Consider the following 20941-nt stretch of genomic DNA (forward strand, 5'->3'; position numbering starts at 1 on the left):
CCATGCGCAAGCTCTCCCTTCCCGATCGCCCCCTCGACGAGCAGGGCGCGAAGATCGTCATCGCCCGCCGCATCCGCACGCTGGACGACGCCGACACCGTCGCGACCGCGATGCTCATCGTGAACGGCCTCATCGCGGCCACCGGCACTCTCGACGAGTGCCGAAGGGCCGCGGACCGGTACTCGGCCGTCGCGCCGGAGGTGCACGACCTCGGCGACGCGGTGGTCGTGCCGGGGTTCATCGACGCGCACGCGCACCCGCTGATGCTCGGTCAGATGATGAGCTGGGTGGACTGCGGACCCGAGCGGGCCGGCAGCATCCCGGAGATCGTCGCCCTGCTGCGCGAGGCCGCGGAGCGGACGCCGCACGACCTGCCGGTGCGCGGCTACGGATACGAGCAGCGCAACCTGGTCGAGCGGCGGCACCCCACCCGGTTCGAACTCGACGAGGTCGCCACGGGTCGTGAGGTCTACCTCATGAACGCCTCCGGGCACGGTGGCGTCGTGAACAGCCACACGTTCGAGAAGTACGGAGTGACCCGGGACACCCCGAATCCCCAGGGCGGCGAGTTCTTCCGCAGCGCCGACGGGGAGCTCACGGGAGAGCTGTCGGATGCTGCGTGCAACATCCTCACCGGGCTGAGCGGCGTGAAGATCGGTCACCACGGCCCGAACTTCCACCTCGGCGATGCCCCCGAAGAGCACGTCCGCCAGCTCGCGGCGGCGCAGCGCAACTTCCTCGAAGGCGGCGTCACCGCGATCGGCGACTGCCAGGTCTCCAGCCGCGAGTTCGACACGTATCTGCGTCTGGCTGAGCGCGACGGGCTCCATCTGCGCGTGTCCATGTACCTTCTCTCGCATCTGCTCGACGACGCGCTCGACATGGGGCTGAGGGGACAGTTCGGCAACGCCCGCCTCAGCTTCGCCGGCATCAAGCTCTATGCCGACGGAACGCTCGGCGGCTGGACCGCCTACTTCCCCGACGGCTACGTCGGCGACCCGTGCCGCACCGGCCAGCTGTACCACGAGCCCGCCGAGTATCGCGAGCTCATCCTCAGGGCGCACCGGGCAGGGCTGCAGACCGCGACCCACGCCCAGTCGCCCACCGCGATCGAGATGGTCGTCTCCGCGATCGAGTCCGCCCAGGCGACCGACCGACGTCCGGATGCCCGCCACCGCATCGAGCACTGCGGGCTTCCGACCCCCGAGCAGATCGAGCGTATGGCGGCCGCCGGCATCCGCCCTGTCAACCAGCCGCAGCACTACTACAACTGGGGCGAGGGCGTCGAGCAGGCCATCGGCACCCCCGGCGAGCGGTTCAACCCGCTCGGCGAGTTCGTGCGCGCGGGCGTGCCTGTCACGATCTCGTCCGACGCGCCGGTCGCCGAGCCGCGGCCGCTCGAAGCGATCCAGGCATCCGTCACCCGGGTGACGCGCCGTGGACGCAGACTCGGACCCGACGATCTGGTCATCGACCCGCTGACCGCGCTGCGCGGTCACACGATCGAGGCCGCGCGCTCGATCGGTCGTGAGGACGACCTCGGCAGCCTGCAGGTCGGCAAGCGTGCCGACTTCGCGGTGCTCGCGGCCGACGTCGACGAGGTCGCCCCCGAGGCGATCCGCCACATCGCCGTGCTGCAGACCTGGATCGACGGAACACGCCACCACATCGCGGCGACCGCAGAAGGAGTGAACTGAGCCATGACCCTGACCACCTACTTCGACGAGGTCGAGGCGGCCGAGGCCGAGGCCGCGTCTGCCGCGGGCGTGGCGATCGACAACACGGGTCTCGCGATCCTGCAGACGCTGCGCGCCTACGGCGTCGACACCGTCTTCGGAATCCCCGGCACGCACAACCTGGAGTTCTACCGGCACCTGTCGCGCCTCGGCATGCGCGCGGTCACCTCACGGCACGAGCAGGGCGCCGGCTACGCCGCCGACGGATGGGCGCAGCGCACGGGCCTGCCGGGCATCGTCATCACGACATCCGGTCCCGGACTGCTGAACGCCCTGTCCGCGGCCGGAACGGCGTACTGCGAGTCGCGACCGCTCATCATCCTGTCCCCGGGCGTCGCACTCGGCGCGGAGTTCGCGGACGTCGGGACGCTGCACGAGACCAAGGACGCCACCGCCGCGAGCGGAGCGATCGTCGAGTGGAGCCGCCGCGTCGCCGACGCCGGCGCCGCGGTGCAGGCTGTCCACGACGCGTTCGAGCTGTTCCGCACCGGGCGCCCGCGTCCGGTGCACATCGAGGTCCCGCTCGACGTGCTCGAAGGAGCCGCGGTCGTCGCTGCAGCAGAGCTCGCGCCGCGTCCGAACCCCGGGTACACATCGGCCGACGAGGCGGGCGTGGTCGAGGCGGCGCGGATCCTCGCCGGCGCCGTGCGGCCCGCGATCATCGCCGGTGGCGGCTCCACCGGCGCCGCGGCATCCATCACCGCCCTGGCGGAGCGCCTCGGCGCTCCCGTGGTCACCACGGTGAACGGCAAGGGCACCGTGGCCGAATCGCATCGGCTCGCGATCGGCGCGGAACTGCGTCTCGAGGCCGCGCGCGACGTGGTCAACGGGTCGGATGCGCTGCTGGTCATCGGCGCGAAGATGGGCGAGGCGGAGCTCTGGGGCGGCGTGATCCAGCCCGATGCGCCCGTCATCCGCGTGGACGTCCTCGCGAGCCAGGGACAGAAGAACGTGGCCTCCGACCTGGTCCTCGTGGGGCACGCGGAAGCCGTCGTGATGCAGCTGCTCGAGGCGGTGGGCCCGGGGTCGAAGCCGGCATGGACCGATCTCGATGCCGTGCGCGCCGCATGCGTCGCGGAGGCCGCGGAGGTCAACAGGGCCACCGACCGGGCCGCGCGGGCGATCGCAGCGACCTTGCCGGGCAACGCCGTAGTGGCGGGCGACTCGTCGCAGATCACCTACCTCGGCATGGCCAGTGCTGTGCGACAGGACGAGCCGCACGCGTTCCTCTACACGCCCGCGTACGCGACGCTCGGCTACGGTCTGCCCGCAGCCATCGGCGCGGCCGTGGCGGAATCGACGCGGGGAGACGATGCCCGGCCCGTGGTGTGCGTGGTCGGAGACGGCGCGCTGATGTTCGCCGTGCAGGAATTCGCCACCGCGGTGGAGCAGGAGCTCGACCTGACGGTCGTCTGCTTCGACAACGGCGGCTACGGGGAGATTCAGCAGAACGAGGTCGATCGTGGCATCCTGCCGATCGGCGTCCGCCTCGCTCAACCGGACTGGGCGGCTCTCGCAGACGCCTTCGGAGCGCACGGCTGGAGGGTGCGAGCGGCCGAAGAGCTCGACCCGATCATGCGTCAGGCGGCGCGCGCGGGCGGAGTGAACCTCGTCCACGTCCCCTCGTACCTCTTCCCGTAGATCCGATCCTCGACTCGCCCGGTCGCCCGAAGGAGGCCGCGAAAGGAAATCATGACCACACCGATCGGTCCCGTCGACAGCTCCCGCACGCCTCGATTCGCCGGACGGGACGGCTTCGCGCGCCTGCCGCGACTCGACCAGGTCGGGCACGCCGACATCGTCGTGACCGGCGTGCCGTTCGACAGCGGCGTCTCGTATCGTTCCGGCGCACGGTTCGGCCCGAACCACGTGCGCGAAGCCTCTCGGCTGCTGCGCCCGTACAACCCCGCCCTCGACGTCTCCCCGTTCGAGCTCGCGCAGGTCGCCGACGCCGGCGACATCGCGGTCAACCCGTTCCACATCGGCGAGGCGATCGAGACCGTCGAGCAGGCGGCGCTCGACCTGACGGTCGACGGTTCGCGTCTGGTCACCCTCGGCGGCGACCACACGATCGCGCTCCCGCTTCTGCGGGCGGCCGCGAAGAGGCACGGCCCGGTCGCGCTGCTGCACTTCGACGCGCATCTCGACACCTGGGACACGTACTTCGGCGCGGAGTACACCCACGGCACCCCGTTCCGTCGCGCCTTCGAAGAGGGCATCATCGACACCGAGGCCCTCAGCCACGTCGGCACGCGCGGTCCCCTGTACGGCAAGCGCGACCTCGAGGACGACCGCCGCTTCGGCTTCGGAATCGTCACCAGCGCCGACGTCTACCATCAGGGGGTGAACGAGGTCGTGGCCAAGCTGCGTGATCGCATCGGCGATCGCCCCCTGTACATCTCGATCGACATCGACGTGCTCGACCCCGCGCACGCTCCGGGGACGGGGACCCCGGAGGCCGGTGGGATGACGAGTCGCGAGCTCCTCGAGATCCTTCGCGGGTTCCGTGGTCTGAACCTCATCGGGGCCGATGTCGTCGAGGTCGCCCCGCCCTACGACCATGCCGAGATCACCGGGGTGGCGGCATCCCACATCGCCTACGATCTCGTCTCGCTGCTCGCCCTCCAGCACGAGGCGAGAGGGAGTGCCGGGCACTGATGGATGTCGCGATCATCGCCGTCTACCTCGCAGCGATGCTGGTGTTCGGCATCTGGGGCAAGAGCCGGACCAAGAACTCCAGCGACTTCCTCGTCGCAGGTCGGCGGCTCGGCCCCGGCTTCTACACCGGGACCATGGCCGCGGTCGTGCTCGGCGGCGCCTCCACCGTCGGCGGCGTCGGACTCGGCTACAAGTTCGGCATCTCGGGCATGTGGCTCGTCGTCGCGATCGCGGTCGGCCTCCTGCTGCTCAGCCTGGTCTTCGCAGGGCCGATCCAGAAGCTGCGCGTGTACACCGTCGCCCAGATGCTGAAGCTGCGGTACGGCATCGACGCGACGAGCGCGTCGGGCTTCGTGATGGCGCTTTACACGCTCATGCTCACGGTGACGTCGACCATCGCGTACGCCACGATCTTCCACGTGCTGTTCGGCACGGAGCGTGTCATCTCGATCGGCATCGGTGCCGCCATCGTCATCCTCTACTCGTCGATCGGGGGGATGTGGTCGATCACGCTCGCCGACATGGTGCAGTTCATCATCAAGACGATCGGCGTCTTCTTCCTCCTGCTGCCGTTCGCCTGGACCAGCGCCGGCGGCTACGACGGCATCATGAAGCGCCTGGGCGACGCGGGCCCCGCTCACTTCGATCCGACCAGCATCGGTGTGGACACGATCATCACCTTCTTCGTGATCTACACGTTCGGCATGCTCATCGGGCAGGACATCTGGCAGCGGGTCTTCACCGCGCGCTCTCCGCGGGTCGCCCGCTGGGGCGGCACGGCGGCAGGCCTCTACTGCGTGCTCTACGGCGTGGCCGGTGCGTTGATCGGCACGGCGGCGGCGGCGCTCCTCCCGCACATCGACACGAAGGACGACGTCTACGCCGCCCTCACGGAGAAGATCCTGCCGATCGGGCTGTCGGGTGTCGTGCTCGCCGCCGCCATCGCGGCCATGATGTCGACGGCCTCCGGTGCCCTGATCGCGACCGCGACGGTCGCTCGGGCCGACGTGGTGCCGTTCGTCGGCCGGCTCTTCGGCCGCGACACTGCGGCGGCCGCAGGCAACCCCGAGCATGACGTCCGCTCCAATCGCATCTACGTCATCGTGCTCGGCGTGCTCGCCACGGCGATCGCGATGATGCTGAGCGACGTCGTCGCGGCGCTCACCGTCGCCTACGACATCCTCGTCGGGGGACTGCTCGTGCCGATCCTCGGCGGCTTCCTCTGGAAGCGCGCGAGCGGCGTCGGGGCGATCTGGGCGATGGCGGCAGGCACCGTTGTCACGCTGGGCACGATGGCGTTCACGGGCGTGCTCGCCAACGAGCCGATCTACTTCGGCCTGATCGTCAGCCTCATCACGTACGTCGTCGTGAGCCTCGCGACGCCGCGGACATCGGATGCCGTGCTGACGGTGTGGCGCGATCGCCTCGCCGGTCGCGAGGTCCCCGAGGCGGACGACCTCGTGCACGCCGTGGTCTCGGTCGACGCCGCGTCGGTCGCGGCGCGTGCCGACGACTCTCGCTGAGACTCTCGTCTTCACTTTCGCTCTGTATACGGAGAGGGTTCATACGGCATCAGATTCCCCCGGTAGGTGAAGTTGTGTATACACTGACCTCGGCGTGATCCGAGGGGGGTGCGTATGAGAGCGAGTGATCGCACCTACCGTGCGCTGCTCGACGAGATCCAGTCCGGTGCGCTCGCGCCGGGCACCGCCCTCGCCGAGGGCGAACTGGCGGCGCGCCTGGGAGTGAGCCGCACCCCCGTGCGCGAGGCGCTGGGACGCCTCGCCGCCGAGGGTCTCGTGATCGAGGTCTCGCCGCGGCTGACGGTGGTGGCCGACCTTGCGACGGACGACATCCGCGACCTCTTCGAGCTTCGCCGCGCCCTCGAGGAGACGGCGGTGCGCATCGCCGCGACGAGGGGGAATGCCACCGCCTTCGCCGCGCTCGCCGAGGCGTTCGAGCGGACCGAGGCGGCGCGCGACCCCGACGCGGACGCGTACTACGCACTCATCGCCGACTTCGACGCGGAGGTGGATGCCGCAGCATCCAACGCGTATCTCGCCGCTGCCCTGCGCACCGTGCGCACCCACCTCGTGCGGGTGCGCAGACTCGCCCGCGACAAGCCCGCGCGGCTCGCGGCATCCGTCGCAGAGCACCGCCTCATTGCGCAGGCGATCGCGACGCGCGACGCTGATCTCGCGGCTCACGCCACGCACGTGCACCTCCACAACGCCCTCGCGAGCATTCTCGACAACGCCTCGACGAGCTCGGCCGGATCACCGACCGGAACCGTCCCCACGATCTCCCATCGACCGACACGCTCAACCGAAGGAGCACCATGACCGTCACGCACCACCTCCGTGTGCACCGCAGCGACGAGAACCTCCCGCGCGAGGGGCAGCTGGCATGGGCCATCGCCCGCGTCGCCGCCGATCCGGTGGAGGTCGACTCCGACGTCGTCGACATGATCGTCAACCGCATGATCGACAACGCGGCGGTGGCCGCCGCATCCCTCACCCGACACCCGGTCAGCTCCGCCCGGCAACAGGCCCTGGATCACCCGGTGTCGGTGAACGGCGACGGCGCGACGATCTTCGGCTGCGCGCTCGAGCGCCGTACGAGCCCGGAATGGGCGGCGTGGGCCAATGGCGTCGCGGTGCGCGAGCTCGACTACCACGACACGTTCCTCGCGGCGGAGTACTCGCATCCGGGCGACAACATCCCGCCGATCCTCGCCGTCGCCCAGCACGTCGGCTGCGACGGCACGGCCCTCGTGCGCGGGATCGCCACGGGCTACGAGATCCAGATGGACCTCGTGCGCGGCATCAGCCTGCACAAGCACAAGATCGACCACGTCGCGCACCTCGGCCCGTCGGCGGCGGCCGGCATCGGCACGCTCCTCGCGCTCGACGTCGAGACGATCTACCAGGCGATCGGGCAGGCGCTGCACACGACCACCGCCACGCGGCAGAGCCGCAAGGGCGAGATCTCGACGTGGAAGGCGTTCGCGCCGGCGTTCGCGGGCAAGATGGCGGTCGAGGCGGTGGACCGCGCGATGCGCGGCGAGACGAGCCCGTCGCCGATCTACGAAGGCGAGGACGGCGTCATCGCCTGGATGCTGGACGGCCCCGACGCGTCGTACGACGTGTCGCTGCCCGGCGAGGGCGAGCCCAAGCGCGCGATCCTCGACTCGTACACGAAGGAGCACTCCGCCGAGTACCAGGCGCAGGCGTGGATCGACCTGGCCCGCAAGCTCCACAACGACGGCATCGACATCGACTCGATCGAGTCGGTCGTGCTGCACACGAGCCACCACACGCACTACGTGATCGGCTCCGGCGCGGGCGACCCCCAGAAGTACGACCCGCACGCCTCGCGCGAGACGCTCGACCATTCGATCCCCTACATCTTCGCCGTCGCGCTGCAGGACGGCACGTGGCACCACGTCGACTCGTACCTCCCCGAGCGCGCGCAGCGCGCCGACACCGTCGAGCTGTGGAAGAAGATCACTACGGCCGAGGACGAGGAGTGGACGCGCCGCTACCACTCCGAGGACCCGGACGAGAAGGCGTTCGGCGGCCGGGTCGTCATCCGGTTCGAGGACGGCTCGGAGCTCGTCGACGAGATCGCCGTCGCCGACGCCCACCCGCTCGGCGCCCGTCCGTTCGCCCGCGAGGACTACGTCCGCAAGTTCCGCACGCTCGCCGGGCCCGTGCTCGAGCCCGAGGAGATCGAGCGGTTCCTGGAGCTCGTCCAGCGCCTGCCCGAGCTGAGCCCCGAGGAGGTCCGCGAGCTGTCGATCGTGGCGAAGCTCGGCGTCCTCGCGCTCGCCCCGGCCCCGCAGGGGCTCTTCTGATGCTGTACTCGCAGGTTCCGGCGCACGAGAAGCGCCGGGCGTTCCGCGAGCGCCTCGCCTCGGGCGAGCTGCTGCGGTTCCCCGGCGCGTTCAACCCGCTGTCGGCCCGGCTCATCGAGCGCACGGGCTTCGAGGGCGTGTACATCTCCGGCGCCGTGCTCTCCGCCGACCTCGGGCTGCCCGACATCGGCCTGACGACCCTGACCGAGGTCGCCGGCCGCGGGCAGCAGATCGCCCGGATGACGGATCTCCCTGCGCTCATCGACGCCGACACCGGCTTCGGCGAGCCGATGAACGTCGCCCGCACGATCCAGACGCTCGAGGACGCGGGACTGTCCGGCATGCACATCGAGGACCAGGTCAACCCGAAGCGCTGCGGGCACCTCGACGGCAAGGCCGTGGTCGATGAGGACACCGCGGTCAAGCGCATCCGTGCGGCCGTCGACGCCCGCCGCGACCCCGACTTCCTCGTCATGGCCCGTACCGACATCCGCGCCGTCGAGGGGCTCGAGGCGGCGAAAGACCGTGCGCGCGTGCTCGTCGATGCCGGGGCGGATGCGATCTTCCCCGAGGCGATGCGCACGCTCGAGGAGTTCGCGGCCGTGCGCGAGGCGGTGGATGTGCCGATCCTCGCGAACATGACCGAGTTCGGGAAGTCCGACCTCTTCACCGTCGACCAGCTGCGCGACGTGGGGGTGAACATCGTCATCTGGCCGGTCTCGCTCCTGCGCATCGCGATGGGGGCGGCCGGTCGCGCCCTCGACACGCTGAAGGATGAGGGCCACCTGACGGGACTCCTCGACCAGATGCAGCACCGCGCCGACCTGTACGACCTCATCGACTACGAGCAGTACAACCACTTCGACACGAGCGTCTTCAACTTCACCATTGCGAAGGACTGACATGACCGACATCAAGAAGGGCCTCGCGGGGGTCGTCGTCGACTACACGGCGATCAGCAAGGTCAACCCCGACACCAACTCGCTGCTGTACCGCGGCTATCCCGTACAGGAGCTCGCCGCGACCCAGCCGTTCGAGGCCGTCGCGTACCTCTTGTGGCACGGCGAGCTGCCGACCGGCGAGCAGCTGGCCGAGCTGGTCGCCTTCGAGCGCGCGAACCGCACCCTCGACCCCGCCGTGAAGACCGCCATCGACCTGCTGCCGCTCGAGGCGCACCCGATGGATGTCGTGCGGACCGCCGTGTCGGTTCTCGGAGCCGCCGATCCTGCCGCCTTCGACAACTCCCGCGAGTCCGACCTGGCGAAGGCGCGGCTGCTGCTCGCCAAGATCCCGGCCATGGTCGCGTACGACCAGCGCCGCCGGCGGGGGCAGGGCATCGTCGAGCCACGGGACGACCTCGACTATGCCCACAACTTCTTGTGGATGGCGTTCGACGATGAGCCGGATCCGGTGGTCGCGCAGGCGTTCAACGTGTCGATGATCCTCTACGCCGAGCACTCGTTCAACGCCTCGACCTTCACCGCGCGCGTCATCGCCAGCACGATGGCCGACCTGTACTCCGCCGTCGTCGGTGCGATCGGAGCCCTGAAGGGCCCGCTGCACGGCGGGGCGAACGAGGCCGTGATGCACATCTTCGACGAGATCGGCGAGGCCTCGAACGTCGGCCCGTGGCTCGACGAGGCGCTCGCGTCGAAGCGGAAGATCATGGGCTTCGGGCACCGCGTGTACAAGCACGGCGACTCCCGCGTGCCCACCATGAAGGCTGCGCTGGACACCCTCGTCGAGCACTATGACGCCGACGAGCTCGCGGCCGTGTACGACGCGCTCGAGTCGGACTTCGTCTCTCGCAAGGGGATCTATCCGAACCTCGACTACCCGTCGGGGCCGGCGTACCACCTCATGGGCTTCGACACCCTGACCTTCACGCCGCTGTTCGTCGCGGCGCGGGTCGCGGGGTGGACGGCGCACATCATGGAGCAGGCCGCATCCAACGCGTTGATCCGCCCTCTGTCGGAGTACAACGGACCCGACGAGCGGCACATCGACGGCTACGTCCCGAACGATGCGACCCTGTCGGCTGTCGACCGGCCGGAGGAAGCCACGGGCTGAGTCGGGCACGCTGGAAGCGCTTGCGTTCCTATGCCTCCCTGAACGGGCCAGCTCCGCCCGCCCGCGGAAACATGAGCGAATTCTCATGTAAGCGCTTGCGGTAGACGACCTCCGGCTGTTAGCTTCCTGAGAAACCGAACCTCTCAGGAGCAAACGTGTCGAAGACGACCCGCGCCTGGCGCGCACTCGCTCTCTCCCTCACCGCCGCGCTCGTCGCCGTCGGCGGCACCGTCGCGGTGACGGCACCGGCCACTGCGGCCGCGCGGACCTTCACCCTCGTCGGCGACCTGCAGTCCGAGCTCGGCTGCGCCGCCGACTGGGCTCCCGACTGCGCGCAGACCGCGCTCGTGTCGACCGACAAGCCCGGCATCTACGCCGCCGACTTCACGGTCCCGGCCGGCACCTGGAACTACAAGGTCGCCGTCAACGGAACGTGGGACGAGTCGTACGGCCTGAACGGCGGCGGCGACAACATCCCGCTGACCGTCGCGGGTCCCACGCAGCTGCGGTTCGAGTTCGACGACAACGCGCACAAGGTCGGCGTGGAGGTGGCGCCGGCGGCGCTGCGCGCCGGCTACACGTCCGACGACGACGCTCTCGTCGCGGCTCCCGCGCGCCAGAAGGGCGCCGACCAGCAGTTCTACTTCGTCATGACCGATCGCTTCGCGAACGGCGACACGTCGAACGACACCGGAGGCCTCACCGGCGACCGCATGTCGACCGGCTTCGACCCGACCGACAAGGGCTTCTACGAGGGCGGCGACCTAGCAGGCCTCCACTCGAAGCTCGACTACATCCAGGGCCTCGGCACGACCGCGATCTGGCTCACCCCGAGCTTCAAGAACAAGCCCGTCCAGGGCACGGGCGCCGACGCGAGCGCCGGGTACCACGGCTACTGGATCACCGACTTCACGCAGATCGACCCGCACCTCGGCACGAACGACGAGCTCAAGTCCCTGATCGCCGACGCCCACGCGCGCGGCATCAAGGTGTACTTCGACATCATCGTGAACCACACCGCCGACGTCATCTCCTACGCCGAGAACCAGTACTCCTACATCGACCAGGCCACGAAGCCGTACAAGGATGCATCCGGCACGGCGTTCAACCCGGCCGACTACGCGGGCGGCGACACCTTCCCGACGATGGACCCCGCCACGTCGTTCCCCTACACGCCGGTGGTGTCCGACGCGGAGAAGAACATCAAGGTGCCGTCGTGGCTGAACGACGTCACGCTGTACCACAACCGCGGCGACTCGACCTATACCGGTGAGTCCACGACGTACGGCGATTTCAGCGGGCTCGACGACCTCATGACCGAGAACCCGAAGGTGGTCAACGGCTTCGCCGACGTCTACGACACGTGGATCGACACGGGCATCGACGGCTTCCGCATCGACACCGCCAAGCACGTGAACTTCGAGTTCTGGCAGAAGTGGACGACCAAGGTCCTCGACTACGCCCACAGCCACGGCAAGCCCGACTTCTTCATGTTCGGCGAGGTCTACGACGCCGACCCGGTGAAGCTCTCGCCGTATGTCCGCAAGACGGACATGAACTCGGTGCTCGATTTCACCTTCCAGTCGTCGGCCACGAGCTACGCGTCGGGCAACTCGGCGAAGGGACTGCGCACCCTGTTCGCCGGCGATGACCATTACACGACCTCGACGACCTCTGCCACCGCACTGCCGACGTTCCTCGGCAACCACGACATGGGCCGCATCGGCTACTTCCTGCGCACCACGTCGCAGCCGCTGCAGCGGGATCTGCTGGCCCATGACCTGATGTTCCTGAGCCGCGGCCAGCCGGTCGTCTACTACGGCGACGAGCAGGGCTACGCGGGAGCCGACCCGGGCAACGACAAGAGCGCCCGTCAGTCGCTGTTCCCGACCCAGGTCGCCGAGTACGCGAACCAGAACCTCGTCGACGGCACGCCGCTCGGCAGCGGCGCCCACTACGGCACGAACACGCCGGAGTACACCCAGATCGCGGCGCTCTCCGCACTGCGCAAGGCCAATCCCGCTCTTCAGGACGGCGCACAGATCGAGCGCTACGCCGCCGACGGCGCCGGCGTCTACGCCTTCTCGCGCGTCGACCGCTCCGACAAGGTCGAGTACCTCGTGGCGCTCAACAACGCCGCCTCGGCGCAGACGGTGAGCCTCGCGACCTTGACGGCCGGCGCCCACTACGCGTCGGTCTACGGCGGCGGCGCGGCCCTGACGACGGATGCCGCGGCGAAGACCTCGATCACGGTGCCGGCGCTCTCGGCCGTGGTCTACAAGGCCGACCGCGCGGTGAGCGCGCCGGACGCGGCATCCGCCGTCACGATCGCGGCACCCGCGGCCGGAGCCGCGATGACGGGATCGGCGGCTGTCTCGGCGACCGTCGACGACGCCTGGCGCGAGACGAGCTTCGCCTGGCGCGTCGTCGGCTCCGCCGACTGGCACGCCCTCGGCACGTCCGAGACGACGACGCCGCGCGTCTTCCACGATGTCGACGGGCTCGCCAAGGGCACGCTGGTCGAGTACCGCGCGGTGTCGACGGATGCCGCGGGCCACCGCTCCGCGGCCTCGACCTACGCATCGGTCGGCAATGCGGTGAACCTCGGTGCGGCCGACCAGCCGACCACCGGCTACGGCTCCGTCAGCGTCCCGGGAGACCTGAACACCGAGATGGGATGCGCCGGCGACTGGCAGCCCGACTGCACGGCGGCGCATCTCACCAAGCGCGCCGACGGCATCTGGGCGGGCACATTCGACCTGCCCGCCGGCGACTACCAGTACAAGGTCGCGATCGACGACAGCTGGACGCTCAACTTCGGCGCCAACGGCGTCAAGGACGGCCCGAACGTCGCGCTGCACCACCCCGGGGGCAAGGTCACGTTCTACTTCGACCCGCGCTCGAACCAGGTGCAGACCACCGACGACGGCCCGATCGTGACGCTGCCCGGCTCGTACCAGGCCGCGATCGGATGCCCGGGCGACTGGGCGCCCGACTGCCTCGCCTCGCTCATGAGCGACGGCGACCGCGACGGGGTCTACGAGTTCTCGACCGACCAGATCCCGACGGGTGCCTATGAGGTGAAGGTCGCGCACAACCTCGGCTGGGACGTGAACTACGGTGCGAACGGCGTGCCGGGCGGAGCGAACCTGTCCTTCAGCGCGACCACCGGCAAGCAGGTGCTGTTCCGCTACACCCTGGCGACCCACATCCTCGAGATCGTCGTCACCGACCCGCCGCTCCCCGGGCTCGGCGAGTCGCGCGCCCAGTGGATCGACGCATCCACCGTCGCGTGGCCGGCTGATCTCGGATCGAAGGATGCCGCGGCCACCTGGCAGCTCTACGGCTCCGCCGACGCGAGCCTCGCGGCGAAGGACGGCGCCGTCACGGGCGGCGGCGACCCCATCGCCCTCACGAAGGTGGCGGGCGGCTTGACCGATGCGCAGAAGGCGAAGTTCCCGGCGCTGGCCGGTGCCACGGCCCTGCACGTCGAGGGCCAGGACCGCGCCGCCGTCGCGACCCTCCTCAAGGGACAGCTCCGCGTCGCGCAGCGGGACGGCTCGGGTGCGCTCAGCGCCTTCACCGGCGTGCAGATCCCGGGCGTCCTCGACGACCTGTACGCGACCGCGGTCGCCAAGACGCCGCTCGGCGTGACTTTCCTCGGGGCGCAGCCCACCTTCCGCCTGTGGGCGCCGACGGCGCAGCACGCGACGCTCCTGACGTGGGATGCCGGTGCCACCGGCGACCCCGTGCGCCGTGACGCGAGCTGGGATGCCGCATCCGGTGTCTGGACCGTCAAGGGCGGCGCCGCGCTCAAGGGCTCCGAGTTCCTGTGGGAGGTCCAGGTCTACGCCCCGACCACGGGGAAGATCGAGACGAACCGCGTCACCGACCCGTACTCGGTCGCCTTGACGACGAACTCGACGCGCTCGGTCGCGATCGACGTCGACGACCAGAAGTGGCGGCCGGACCAGTGGCGCAAGACCGCCTCGCCGGTCGTGGCCAAGCCCGTGGACCACACCATCTACGAGCTGCACATCCGCGACTTCTCGATCTCGGACACGACGGTGCCTGCCGCCCTGCGCGGCACGTACTCCGCCTTCACGCGCGACAGCGCGGGGACGAAGCACCTGCGCGAGCTCGCGGCCGCGGGCATCAACACGGTGCACCTGCTGCCGTCGTTCGACCTCGCGACGATCCAGGAGGATCGCTCCAAGCAGACGACCCCGAGCTGCGACCTCGCGGCGATGGGACCGGCATCCCCCGACCAGCAGGCGTGCGTCATGGCCCAGGCCGACACGGACGGATACAACTGGGGCTACGACCCGTTCCACTACTCGGCCCCCGAGGGCTCGTACGCGGTGGACCCGAACGGCGGGGCGCGGGTCTCGGAGTTCCGGCAGATGGTCGGCGCGCTGCACGGCATGGGCCTGCAGGTCGTCCTCGACCAGGTCTTCAACCACACGGCGGCCTCCGGCCAGGCGGACACCTCGGTGCTCGACCAGGTCGTGCCCGGCTACTACCAGCGGCTGAACGCGGCCGGCGCCGTGGAGACCTCGACCTGCTGTCAGAACGTCGCCACCGAGCACGCCGTCGCGCAGAAGCTCATGGTCGACTCGATCGTCACGTGGGCGAAGGAGTACAAGGTCGACGGCTTCCGGTTCGACCTCATGGGGCACGCATCGAAGGCGAACATGCTGGCGATCCGCTCGGCGCTCGACGCCCTGACCCTGAAGAAGGACGGCGTCGACGGCAAGGCCGTCTACCTGTACGGCGAGGGCTGGAACTTCGGCGAGGTCGCGAACAACGCACTGTTCGAGCAGGCCACCCAGGGTCAGCTCGGCGGCACGGGCATCGGGACGTTCAACGACCGGCTGCGTGACGCGGTGCACGGCGGCAGCCCGGTCGACGGCGGATCCACCTTCGTCCAGGGCTTCGGCACGGGGCTCGCGACGGACTCGAACGGCGACGCGATCAACGGCTCGAGCGCTCAGCAGCTCGCGGCTCTCGGGCACGACACCGACCTCGTGAAGCTCGGTCTCGCCGGCAACCTGCGGTCGTACTCGTTCCTGACGTCGGAGGGCACGGTGAAGCAGGGGTCGCAGATCGATTACAACGGGCAGGCTGCCGGCTACGCCGACCAGCCCGACGAGGTGATCAACTACGTCGACGCCCACGACAACGAGACGCTGTACGACCTGTCGGTGTTCAAGCTGCCGCGCGGCACGTCGATGGCCGACCGCGTGCGCATGAACACGCTGCAGCTGGCCACCGTCACGCTCTCGCAGACGCCGTCGTTCTGGCAGGCCGGGACGGAGCTGCTGCGCTCGAAGTCGCTCGATCGCAACAGCTACAACTCGGGCGACTGGTTCAACCGCATCGACTGGACCGGGCAGCAGAACACGTTCGGCTCCGGCCTGCCGCCCGCCGCCGACAACAGCGGGAAGTGGTCGATCATGGCGCCGCTGCTCGCGGACGCGGCGCTGAAGCCGAAGGCGGCGGACATGGCCGCCGCCGACGCCGGCGCGATGGATCTGCTGAAGGTGCGCTCGCAGGTGGGCCTGCTGCGTCTCGGCTCCGCAGACCTGATCAACCAGAAGGTGTCGTTCCCGAACGGCGGCGCCCAGGCGGCGCCGGGAGTGGTCGTGATGCTCGTCGACGACGAGGCCGGTGCCGACGTCGACCCGTCGCTCGACGGTGCGCTCGTCGTCTTCAACGCGTCGCCGACGGCGACGACGCAGACGATCGGCTCGCTCACCGGGCGCGACTTCCGCCTCGTCGCCGCGCAGGCGAACGGGTCGGATGCGATCGTGAAGACCACGACGTGGGATGCGGCGACCGGCACGGTCACCGTCCCCGCGCGCAGTGTGGCGGTGCTCGTCCAGAAGGAGGCGCCCCTCCGGGGCGGCCTGCGCTGACACCGGGTTCCAGCCGGATCGGGAGTCCGCCGCCCTGCAGCGCAGTGCGGCGGACTCTCATATGAACAGCGCTCTCTCCCTGTCGCAGGTCGATGACGCGTGGGCCGTCGCCGAGAGCGCCGACCGCGCGGGTGAGCGTCGACACGCGAAGCTAGGGTGGGAGCGCCGGGCGACACCCCTGCCCGTGCGACGGAGCACCAGGGAGCGCAGAACCATGACCGACTACGAGACGATCCTCGCCGAGACCCGCGGCCGGGTGGGCTGGATCACCCTGAACCGCCCCGAGGCGCTGAACGCGCTGAACTCCCAGGTCATGAGCGACGTGGTCGACGCGGCGACCCGCTTCGACGCGGACGAGGGCATCGGGGCGATCGTGGTGACGGGCTCTGAGCGCGCCTTCGCGGCGGGCGCCGACATCAAGGAGATGGAGTCCAAGTCCGGTCTCGACATGCTGATGGGCGACCACTTCGGCGGGTGGGCCCGCTTCGCCGCCGTCCGCACGCCCGTGATCGCAGCCGTGTCCGGCTATGCGCTCGGGGGAGGATGCGAGCTGGCGATGATGTGCGACATCATCCTGGCCGCCGATACGGCGAAATTCGGCCAGCCCGAGATCAACCTCGGCGTGATCCCGGGGATGGGCGGTACGCAGCGCCTCGTGCGGGCGGTCGGCTACTACAAGGCAGCGGAGCTCGTGCTGACCGGCCGGCTGATGGATGCGACGGAAGCCGAGCGCGCAGGCCTCGTCTCGCGGGTGGTGCCCGCATCCGAACTGCTCGCCGAGGCCGGAACGGTCGCCGACACGATCGCGGCGAAGTCGCTGCCGTCGCTGTACGCGGCGAAGGCCGCGATGGATGCGGCGCTCGAGACGACGCAGGCCGAGGGCCTGCGGTTCGAACGGCAGGTGTTCGCGGCGCTCTTCGACACCGAGGACCAGAAGGAGGGCATGGCCGCCTTCCGGGAGAAGCGCCCGCCGGTCTTCGGCAATCGCTGACACTCAGGCTCACGTATTCTGAGACTGAGGCTCACCGGCCTCGCCGGATGCCGTGCATCCCCCGCCCATAGACTCATCACGACGAAGGAGTGCTCATGAGGATCGTCGTCCTGGTCAAGGAAGTGCCGGACACCTATGGTGACCGCAAGCTCGACCTCGAAACGGGTCTCGCCGACCGCGGGGCCAGCGAGACCGTGCTCGACGAGATCGGCGAGCGTGCCCTCGAGGTCGCGCTCTCGTACGCCGACGCGCACGCGGGCACCGAGGTCGTCGTGCTGTCGGTGTCGCCGGAGTCGGCCGCCGCGACCGTTCGCAAGGGTCTCGCGATGGGCGCGGCCTCTGCGGTGCACGTGGTCGACGAGCGGCTCCGCGGCGCCGACCTCGGCCTCACGGCGGAGGTGCTCGCGGCGGCAGCGCAGCGCACGGGCTTCGACCTGATCATCGCGGGCAACCAGTCGACCGACGGCACGGGCGGCGTGATCCCCGCGATGGTGGCCGAGGTGCTCGGCATCCCCCATGCGACCAGCCTGAACAGCGTCGAGCTGACCGACACGGGCGTGGCGGGCGAGCGGGCGACGGACGGCGGCACGATGCGGGTGGAGGCGCCGCTTCCTGCGGTGATCTCGATCACGGAGCGCCTGCCCGACGCACGGTTCCCGAACTTCAAGGGCATCATGGCCGCCAAGAAGAAGCCGTTCGAGACGCTGTCGCTCGACGACCTCGACGTCGACCCCGATGACGCGGGGGCGGCGCGGTCGATCATGATCGCGATCGCCCAGAAGCCGCCGCGCGCGGCGGGTGTGAAGATCGTCGACGAGGGGGATGCCGGGCAGCAGCTGGCGGACTTCCTCGTGCAGAACCGGCTGGCGTGAGAAGGGGATGACGATGACCTACGCAGACGACTCGATTCTGGTGCTCCTCGACATCACCCCCGCAGGCGAGCTCGCGAAGTCGGCTCCCGGCCTGCTCGGCGCGGCCGCGTCGGTGGGCACCCCGGTGGCGCTGATCGCCGGGCCGGGCGCCGTAGCCTTGGCGGAGGCCGCAGGCCGGCTCGGCGCCGCACAGGTGCTGGTTGCCGAGACAGACCCGTCCTCGTTGATCGTGCCGGCGGTGGACGCCCTGACCGCCGCGGCGGCGCGGGTGCGACCCGACGCCGTGCTGGCGTCGCACTCGGTCGAGGGTCGCGAGGTCGCGGGCCGGTTCGCCGCTCGCACCCGCTCCGCTCTCGCCGTGGACGCGGTCGGAGTCTCGCGGGATGCCGAGGGCGTGGTCGCGCACCACTCCGTCTACGGCGGGGCGTACAACGTCGACTCGGCGGCGACCTTCGGCGCGCCGGTGATCACGGTCCGCCAGGGCGCCATCGACGACCGCGCCGAGGCGCGCACCCCGGAGGTCCACACCCTTGACGTCGAGTCGTCGGGCAAGGCCGCGGCATCCGTCTCGAACGTCCAGGCGGCGCAGGCGACGTCATCCCGGCCGGAGCTGCGTGGGGCGGCGAAGGTCGTCTCCGGCGGGCGCGGATTGGGGTCGGGGGAGAAGTTCGAACTCGTCGACCAGCTCGCGGACGTGCTCGGCGCGGCGGTGGGCGCATCGCGCGCGGCGGTGGATGCGGGCTACGTCCCGCAGTCGTACCAGGTCGGGCAGACCGGCGTCTCGGTGTCCCCCCAGCTGTACGTCGCGATCGGCATCTCGGGTGCGATCCAGCACCGGGCGGGGATGCAGACGGCCAAGACGATCGTCGCGATCAACAAGGACGGCGACGCCCCGATCTTCGACATCGCCGACTTCGGCGTCGTCGGCGACCTGTTCACGGTGGTGCCGCAGCTGATCGACGCGCTCAAGGCGCGGAAGGCCTGAGCGTTGGCGACGTTCGGGACAGTGGTGCGGCGCGGCCTGCCGCGCGCGGCCGGCGGCGAACCGTGGCCTGCCGACGGAGGGGCACCGGTCGCGGCAGCCGATCCGGTCGCCGAACCGGCAGCCTCGGTCGCCGAACCCGGCGCCGCCTCGCCTGCGCCCGCCACCGTCGCCCCGATCGCTGAGGCATCCATCGCACCCTCCCCGGCCTCCGAGCGCGCGGAGCGTGACGACGCATCCCCGCCGCAGACGGCGGTTCCCGTGGCCGCCGACACCGCGGCGACCGCCTCCCTCCGGCGGGGTCTGCCCCGCGTGACGGGCGGCGAGCCGTGGCCGCCTGCGGCCGCGGTTGCCCCTGCTGCTTCGGCCGCGGTTGCCGCCGCTCCCGCTGCCGGGGGTTCCGCCGGTCCTGCGGCCACGGTTGCCGCCGCTCCTGAGGCCACGGTTGCCGCCGCTCCTGAGGCCACGGTTGCCGCCGCTCCTGAGGAAGCGGCTGCCGTCGCAGCCGCTTCCGCTCCCGCTGCGGCCGCAACTTCGGCGATCGCCGTTCGTCGCGGTCTACCGCGGGTGAAGAGTGGCGAGCCGTGGCCGCCCGCAGACTTCGCCCCGGCGCCCGTCGAGCTCACTGCCGCCGCATCCACCGCGGAACCCGCCGCCGCAGCGGAACCGGCTGAGGTCGCATCCCCCACCGCTCCCGCCCCGCGCCGCGGCCTCCCGCGCCCCGGCGAGACGCCCGCCCCTGCGGCAGCATCCGCCCCCGTCACGACCGCAGTCGTCGCGGAGCCCGCCGGCCCCCTCGAGCCCCTCCCGTCTCCGCAGACGGCCTTTCCGGGTGCGGCCGCGGTGCGGTGGAATGCGGACCGTCGTTCGGGCAAGACCCCGATCGCGGCCCCCGAGCCGGAGCGCATCGGCCCGTTCACGAAGCTCCAGTGGGCGGGTGCCGTCATCGTCGGCGGTGCGGCGCTGCTGTTCGCCGCGGGCATGGCCGTGCTGTTCGTGCGCTGGTTCCTCAGCCTGACGTTCATGCAGGACTTCCTGCACACCTACCCGGGCGCGTACCCGCTGCCCGAGGCGGCGCCGGTCGGATTCCCGGCATGGCTGAACTGGCAGCACTTCTTCAACGTCTTCTTCATGGTGCTGATCATCCGCACCGGCCTCACCGTCCGCCGCGAGAAGCGGCCGAGCGTGTTCTGGACGCCGAAGAGCAACCCCAAGCGCAAGATCAGCCTCACGCTGTGGTTCCACCAGTCGCTCGACCTGCTGTGGATCATCAACGGCGTGATCTTCGTGATCCTGCTGTTCGTGACGGGGCAGTGGATGCGTCTCATCCCGACGAGCTGGTCGGTGTTCCCGAACGCGATCTCCGCGGCGCTGCAGTACGTATCGCTGGACTGGCCGACCGAGGACGGCTGGGTCAACTACAACAGCCTGCAGCAGCTCACGTACTTCGCGACCGTGTTCATCGCCGCCCCGCTCGCGATCGCCACGGGGGTGCGCATGTCCGGGGTGTGGCCGAAGAACGCGAAGCGCCTGTCGCAGGCCTACCCGGTGGAGTGGGCGCGGGCCGTGCACTTCCCGGTGATGCTCTACTTCGTGCTGTTCATCATCGTCCACGTCACCCTGGTGCTGGCCACGGGGGCACTGCGGAACCTGAACCACATGTACGCCTCCTCCGACCAGGTGAACTGGGTCGGGTTCTGGATCTTCGTCGCATCCCTCGTCGTCATCGCCGCGGCCTGGGTGGCCGCCCGCCCGCTCGTCCTGGCTCCCATCGCCCGTCTGTTCGGCAAGGTCAGCGGCCGGTGAGCAGCACGTCGCGGCGGGGGATGGCCCCGGGGGGATAACCGGAAGAGAACTG

The 20941-nt window shown here is 70.1% G+C and carries 13 protein-coding genes; all 13 read left to right on the forward strand.

What is annotated here, in order from left to right; translation table 11 throughout:
* The first annotated feature begins 2 nt into the window (after positions 1-2).
* The gene (locus tag AC0NZN_RS08020) at positions 3-1697 is read left to right on the forward strand and encodes an amidohydrolase (protein WP_474591763.1); all 1695 of its coding nucleotides are present in this window, start codon (positions 3-5) and stop codon (positions 1695-1697) included.
* A 3-nt stretch (positions 1698-1700) separates the two neighbouring features.
* The gene (locus AC0NZN_RS08025; protein WP_474591764.1) at positions 1701-3377 is read left to right on the forward strand and encodes a thiamine pyrophosphate-binding protein; all 1677 of its coding nucleotides are present in this window, start codon (positions 1701-1703) and stop codon (positions 3375-3377) included.
* Positions 3378-3428: 51 nt separating this feature from the next.
* Positions 3429-4394, forward strand: a complete 966-nt coding sequence (gene speB, locus AC0NZN_RS08030; protein WP_474591765.1) for an agmatinase — start codon at positions 3429-3431, stop codon at positions 4392-4394.
* The gene (locus AC0NZN_RS08035; protein WP_474591766.1) at positions 4394-5917 is read left to right on the forward strand and encodes a sodium:solute symporter family protein; all 1524 of its coding nucleotides are present in this window, start codon (positions 4394-4396) and stop codon (positions 5915-5917) included. The genes speB and AC0NZN_RS08035 overlap by 1 nt, the downstream gene beginning before the upstream one ends.
* 114 nt (positions 5918-6031) lie before the next feature.
* Entirely contained in the window at positions 6032-6736 is a 705-nt protein-coding gene (locus AC0NZN_RS08040) for a GntR family transcriptional regulator (protein ID WP_474591767.1), read from the forward strand.
* Positions 6733-8250, forward strand: coding sequence for an MmgE/PrpD family protein (locus AC0NZN_RS08045; RefSeq protein ID WP_474591768.1), 1518 nt, complete (start codon positions 6733-6735; stop codon positions 8248-8250). The genes AC0NZN_RS08040 and AC0NZN_RS08045 overlap by 4 nt, the downstream gene beginning before the upstream one ends.
* Positions 8250-9152 carry a methylisocitrate lyase gene (gene prpB, locus AC0NZN_RS08050; RefSeq protein WP_474591769.1) on the forward strand — a complete coding sequence of 301 codons (903 nt, stop codon included), beginning with the start codon at positions 8250-8252 and terminating at the stop codon, positions 9150-9152. The genes AC0NZN_RS08045 and prpB overlap by 1 nt, the downstream gene beginning before the upstream one ends.
* Before the next feature lies 1 nt (position 9153).
* Positions 9154-10320, forward strand: coding sequence for a bifunctional 2-methylcitrate synthase/citrate synthase (locus AC0NZN_RS08055; RefSeq protein WP_474591770.1), 1167 nt, complete (start codon positions 9154-9156; stop codon positions 10318-10320).
* Between the two features lie 155 nt (positions 10321-10475).
* On the forward strand, positions 10476-16238 hold the full coding sequence (gene pulA, locus AC0NZN_RS08060) for a pullulanase-type alpha-1,6-glucosidase (protein ID WP_474591771.1): 5763 nt from the start codon (positions 10476-10478) through the stop codon (positions 16236-16238).
* 214 nt (positions 16239-16452) lie between these two features.
* Positions 16453-17229: an enoyl-CoA hydratase gene (locus AC0NZN_RS08065; RefSeq protein ID WP_474591772.1), complete on the forward strand. Its 777-nt coding sequence runs from the start codon at positions 16453-16455 to the stop codon at positions 17227-17229.
* Positions 17230-17324: 95 nt separating this feature from the next.
* On the forward strand, positions 17325-18101 hold the full coding sequence (locus tag AC0NZN_RS08070) for an electron transfer flavoprotein subunit beta/FixA family protein (RefSeq protein WP_474591773.1): 777 nt from the start codon (positions 17325-17327) through the stop codon (positions 18099-18101).
* A gap of 13 nt (positions 18102-18114) precedes the next feature.
* Positions 18115-19086 carry an electron transfer flavoprotein subunit alpha/FixB family protein gene (locus AC0NZN_RS08075; protein ID WP_474591774.1) on the forward strand — a complete coding sequence of 324 codons (972 nt, stop codon included), beginning with the start codon at positions 18115-18117 and terminating at the stop codon, positions 19084-19086.
* A gap of 3 nt (positions 19087-19089) precedes the next feature.
* Positions 19090-20889 carry a cytochrome b/b6 domain-containing protein gene (locus tag AC0NZN_RS08080; protein ID WP_474591775.1) on the forward strand — a complete coding sequence of 600 codons (1800 nt, stop codon included), beginning with the start codon at positions 19090-19092 and terminating at the stop codon, positions 20887-20889.
* The last annotated feature ends 52 nt before the right edge of the window (positions 20890-20941 follow it).

The sequence above is a fragment of the Microbacterium sp. sgz311019 genome, from assembly GCF_056135325.1.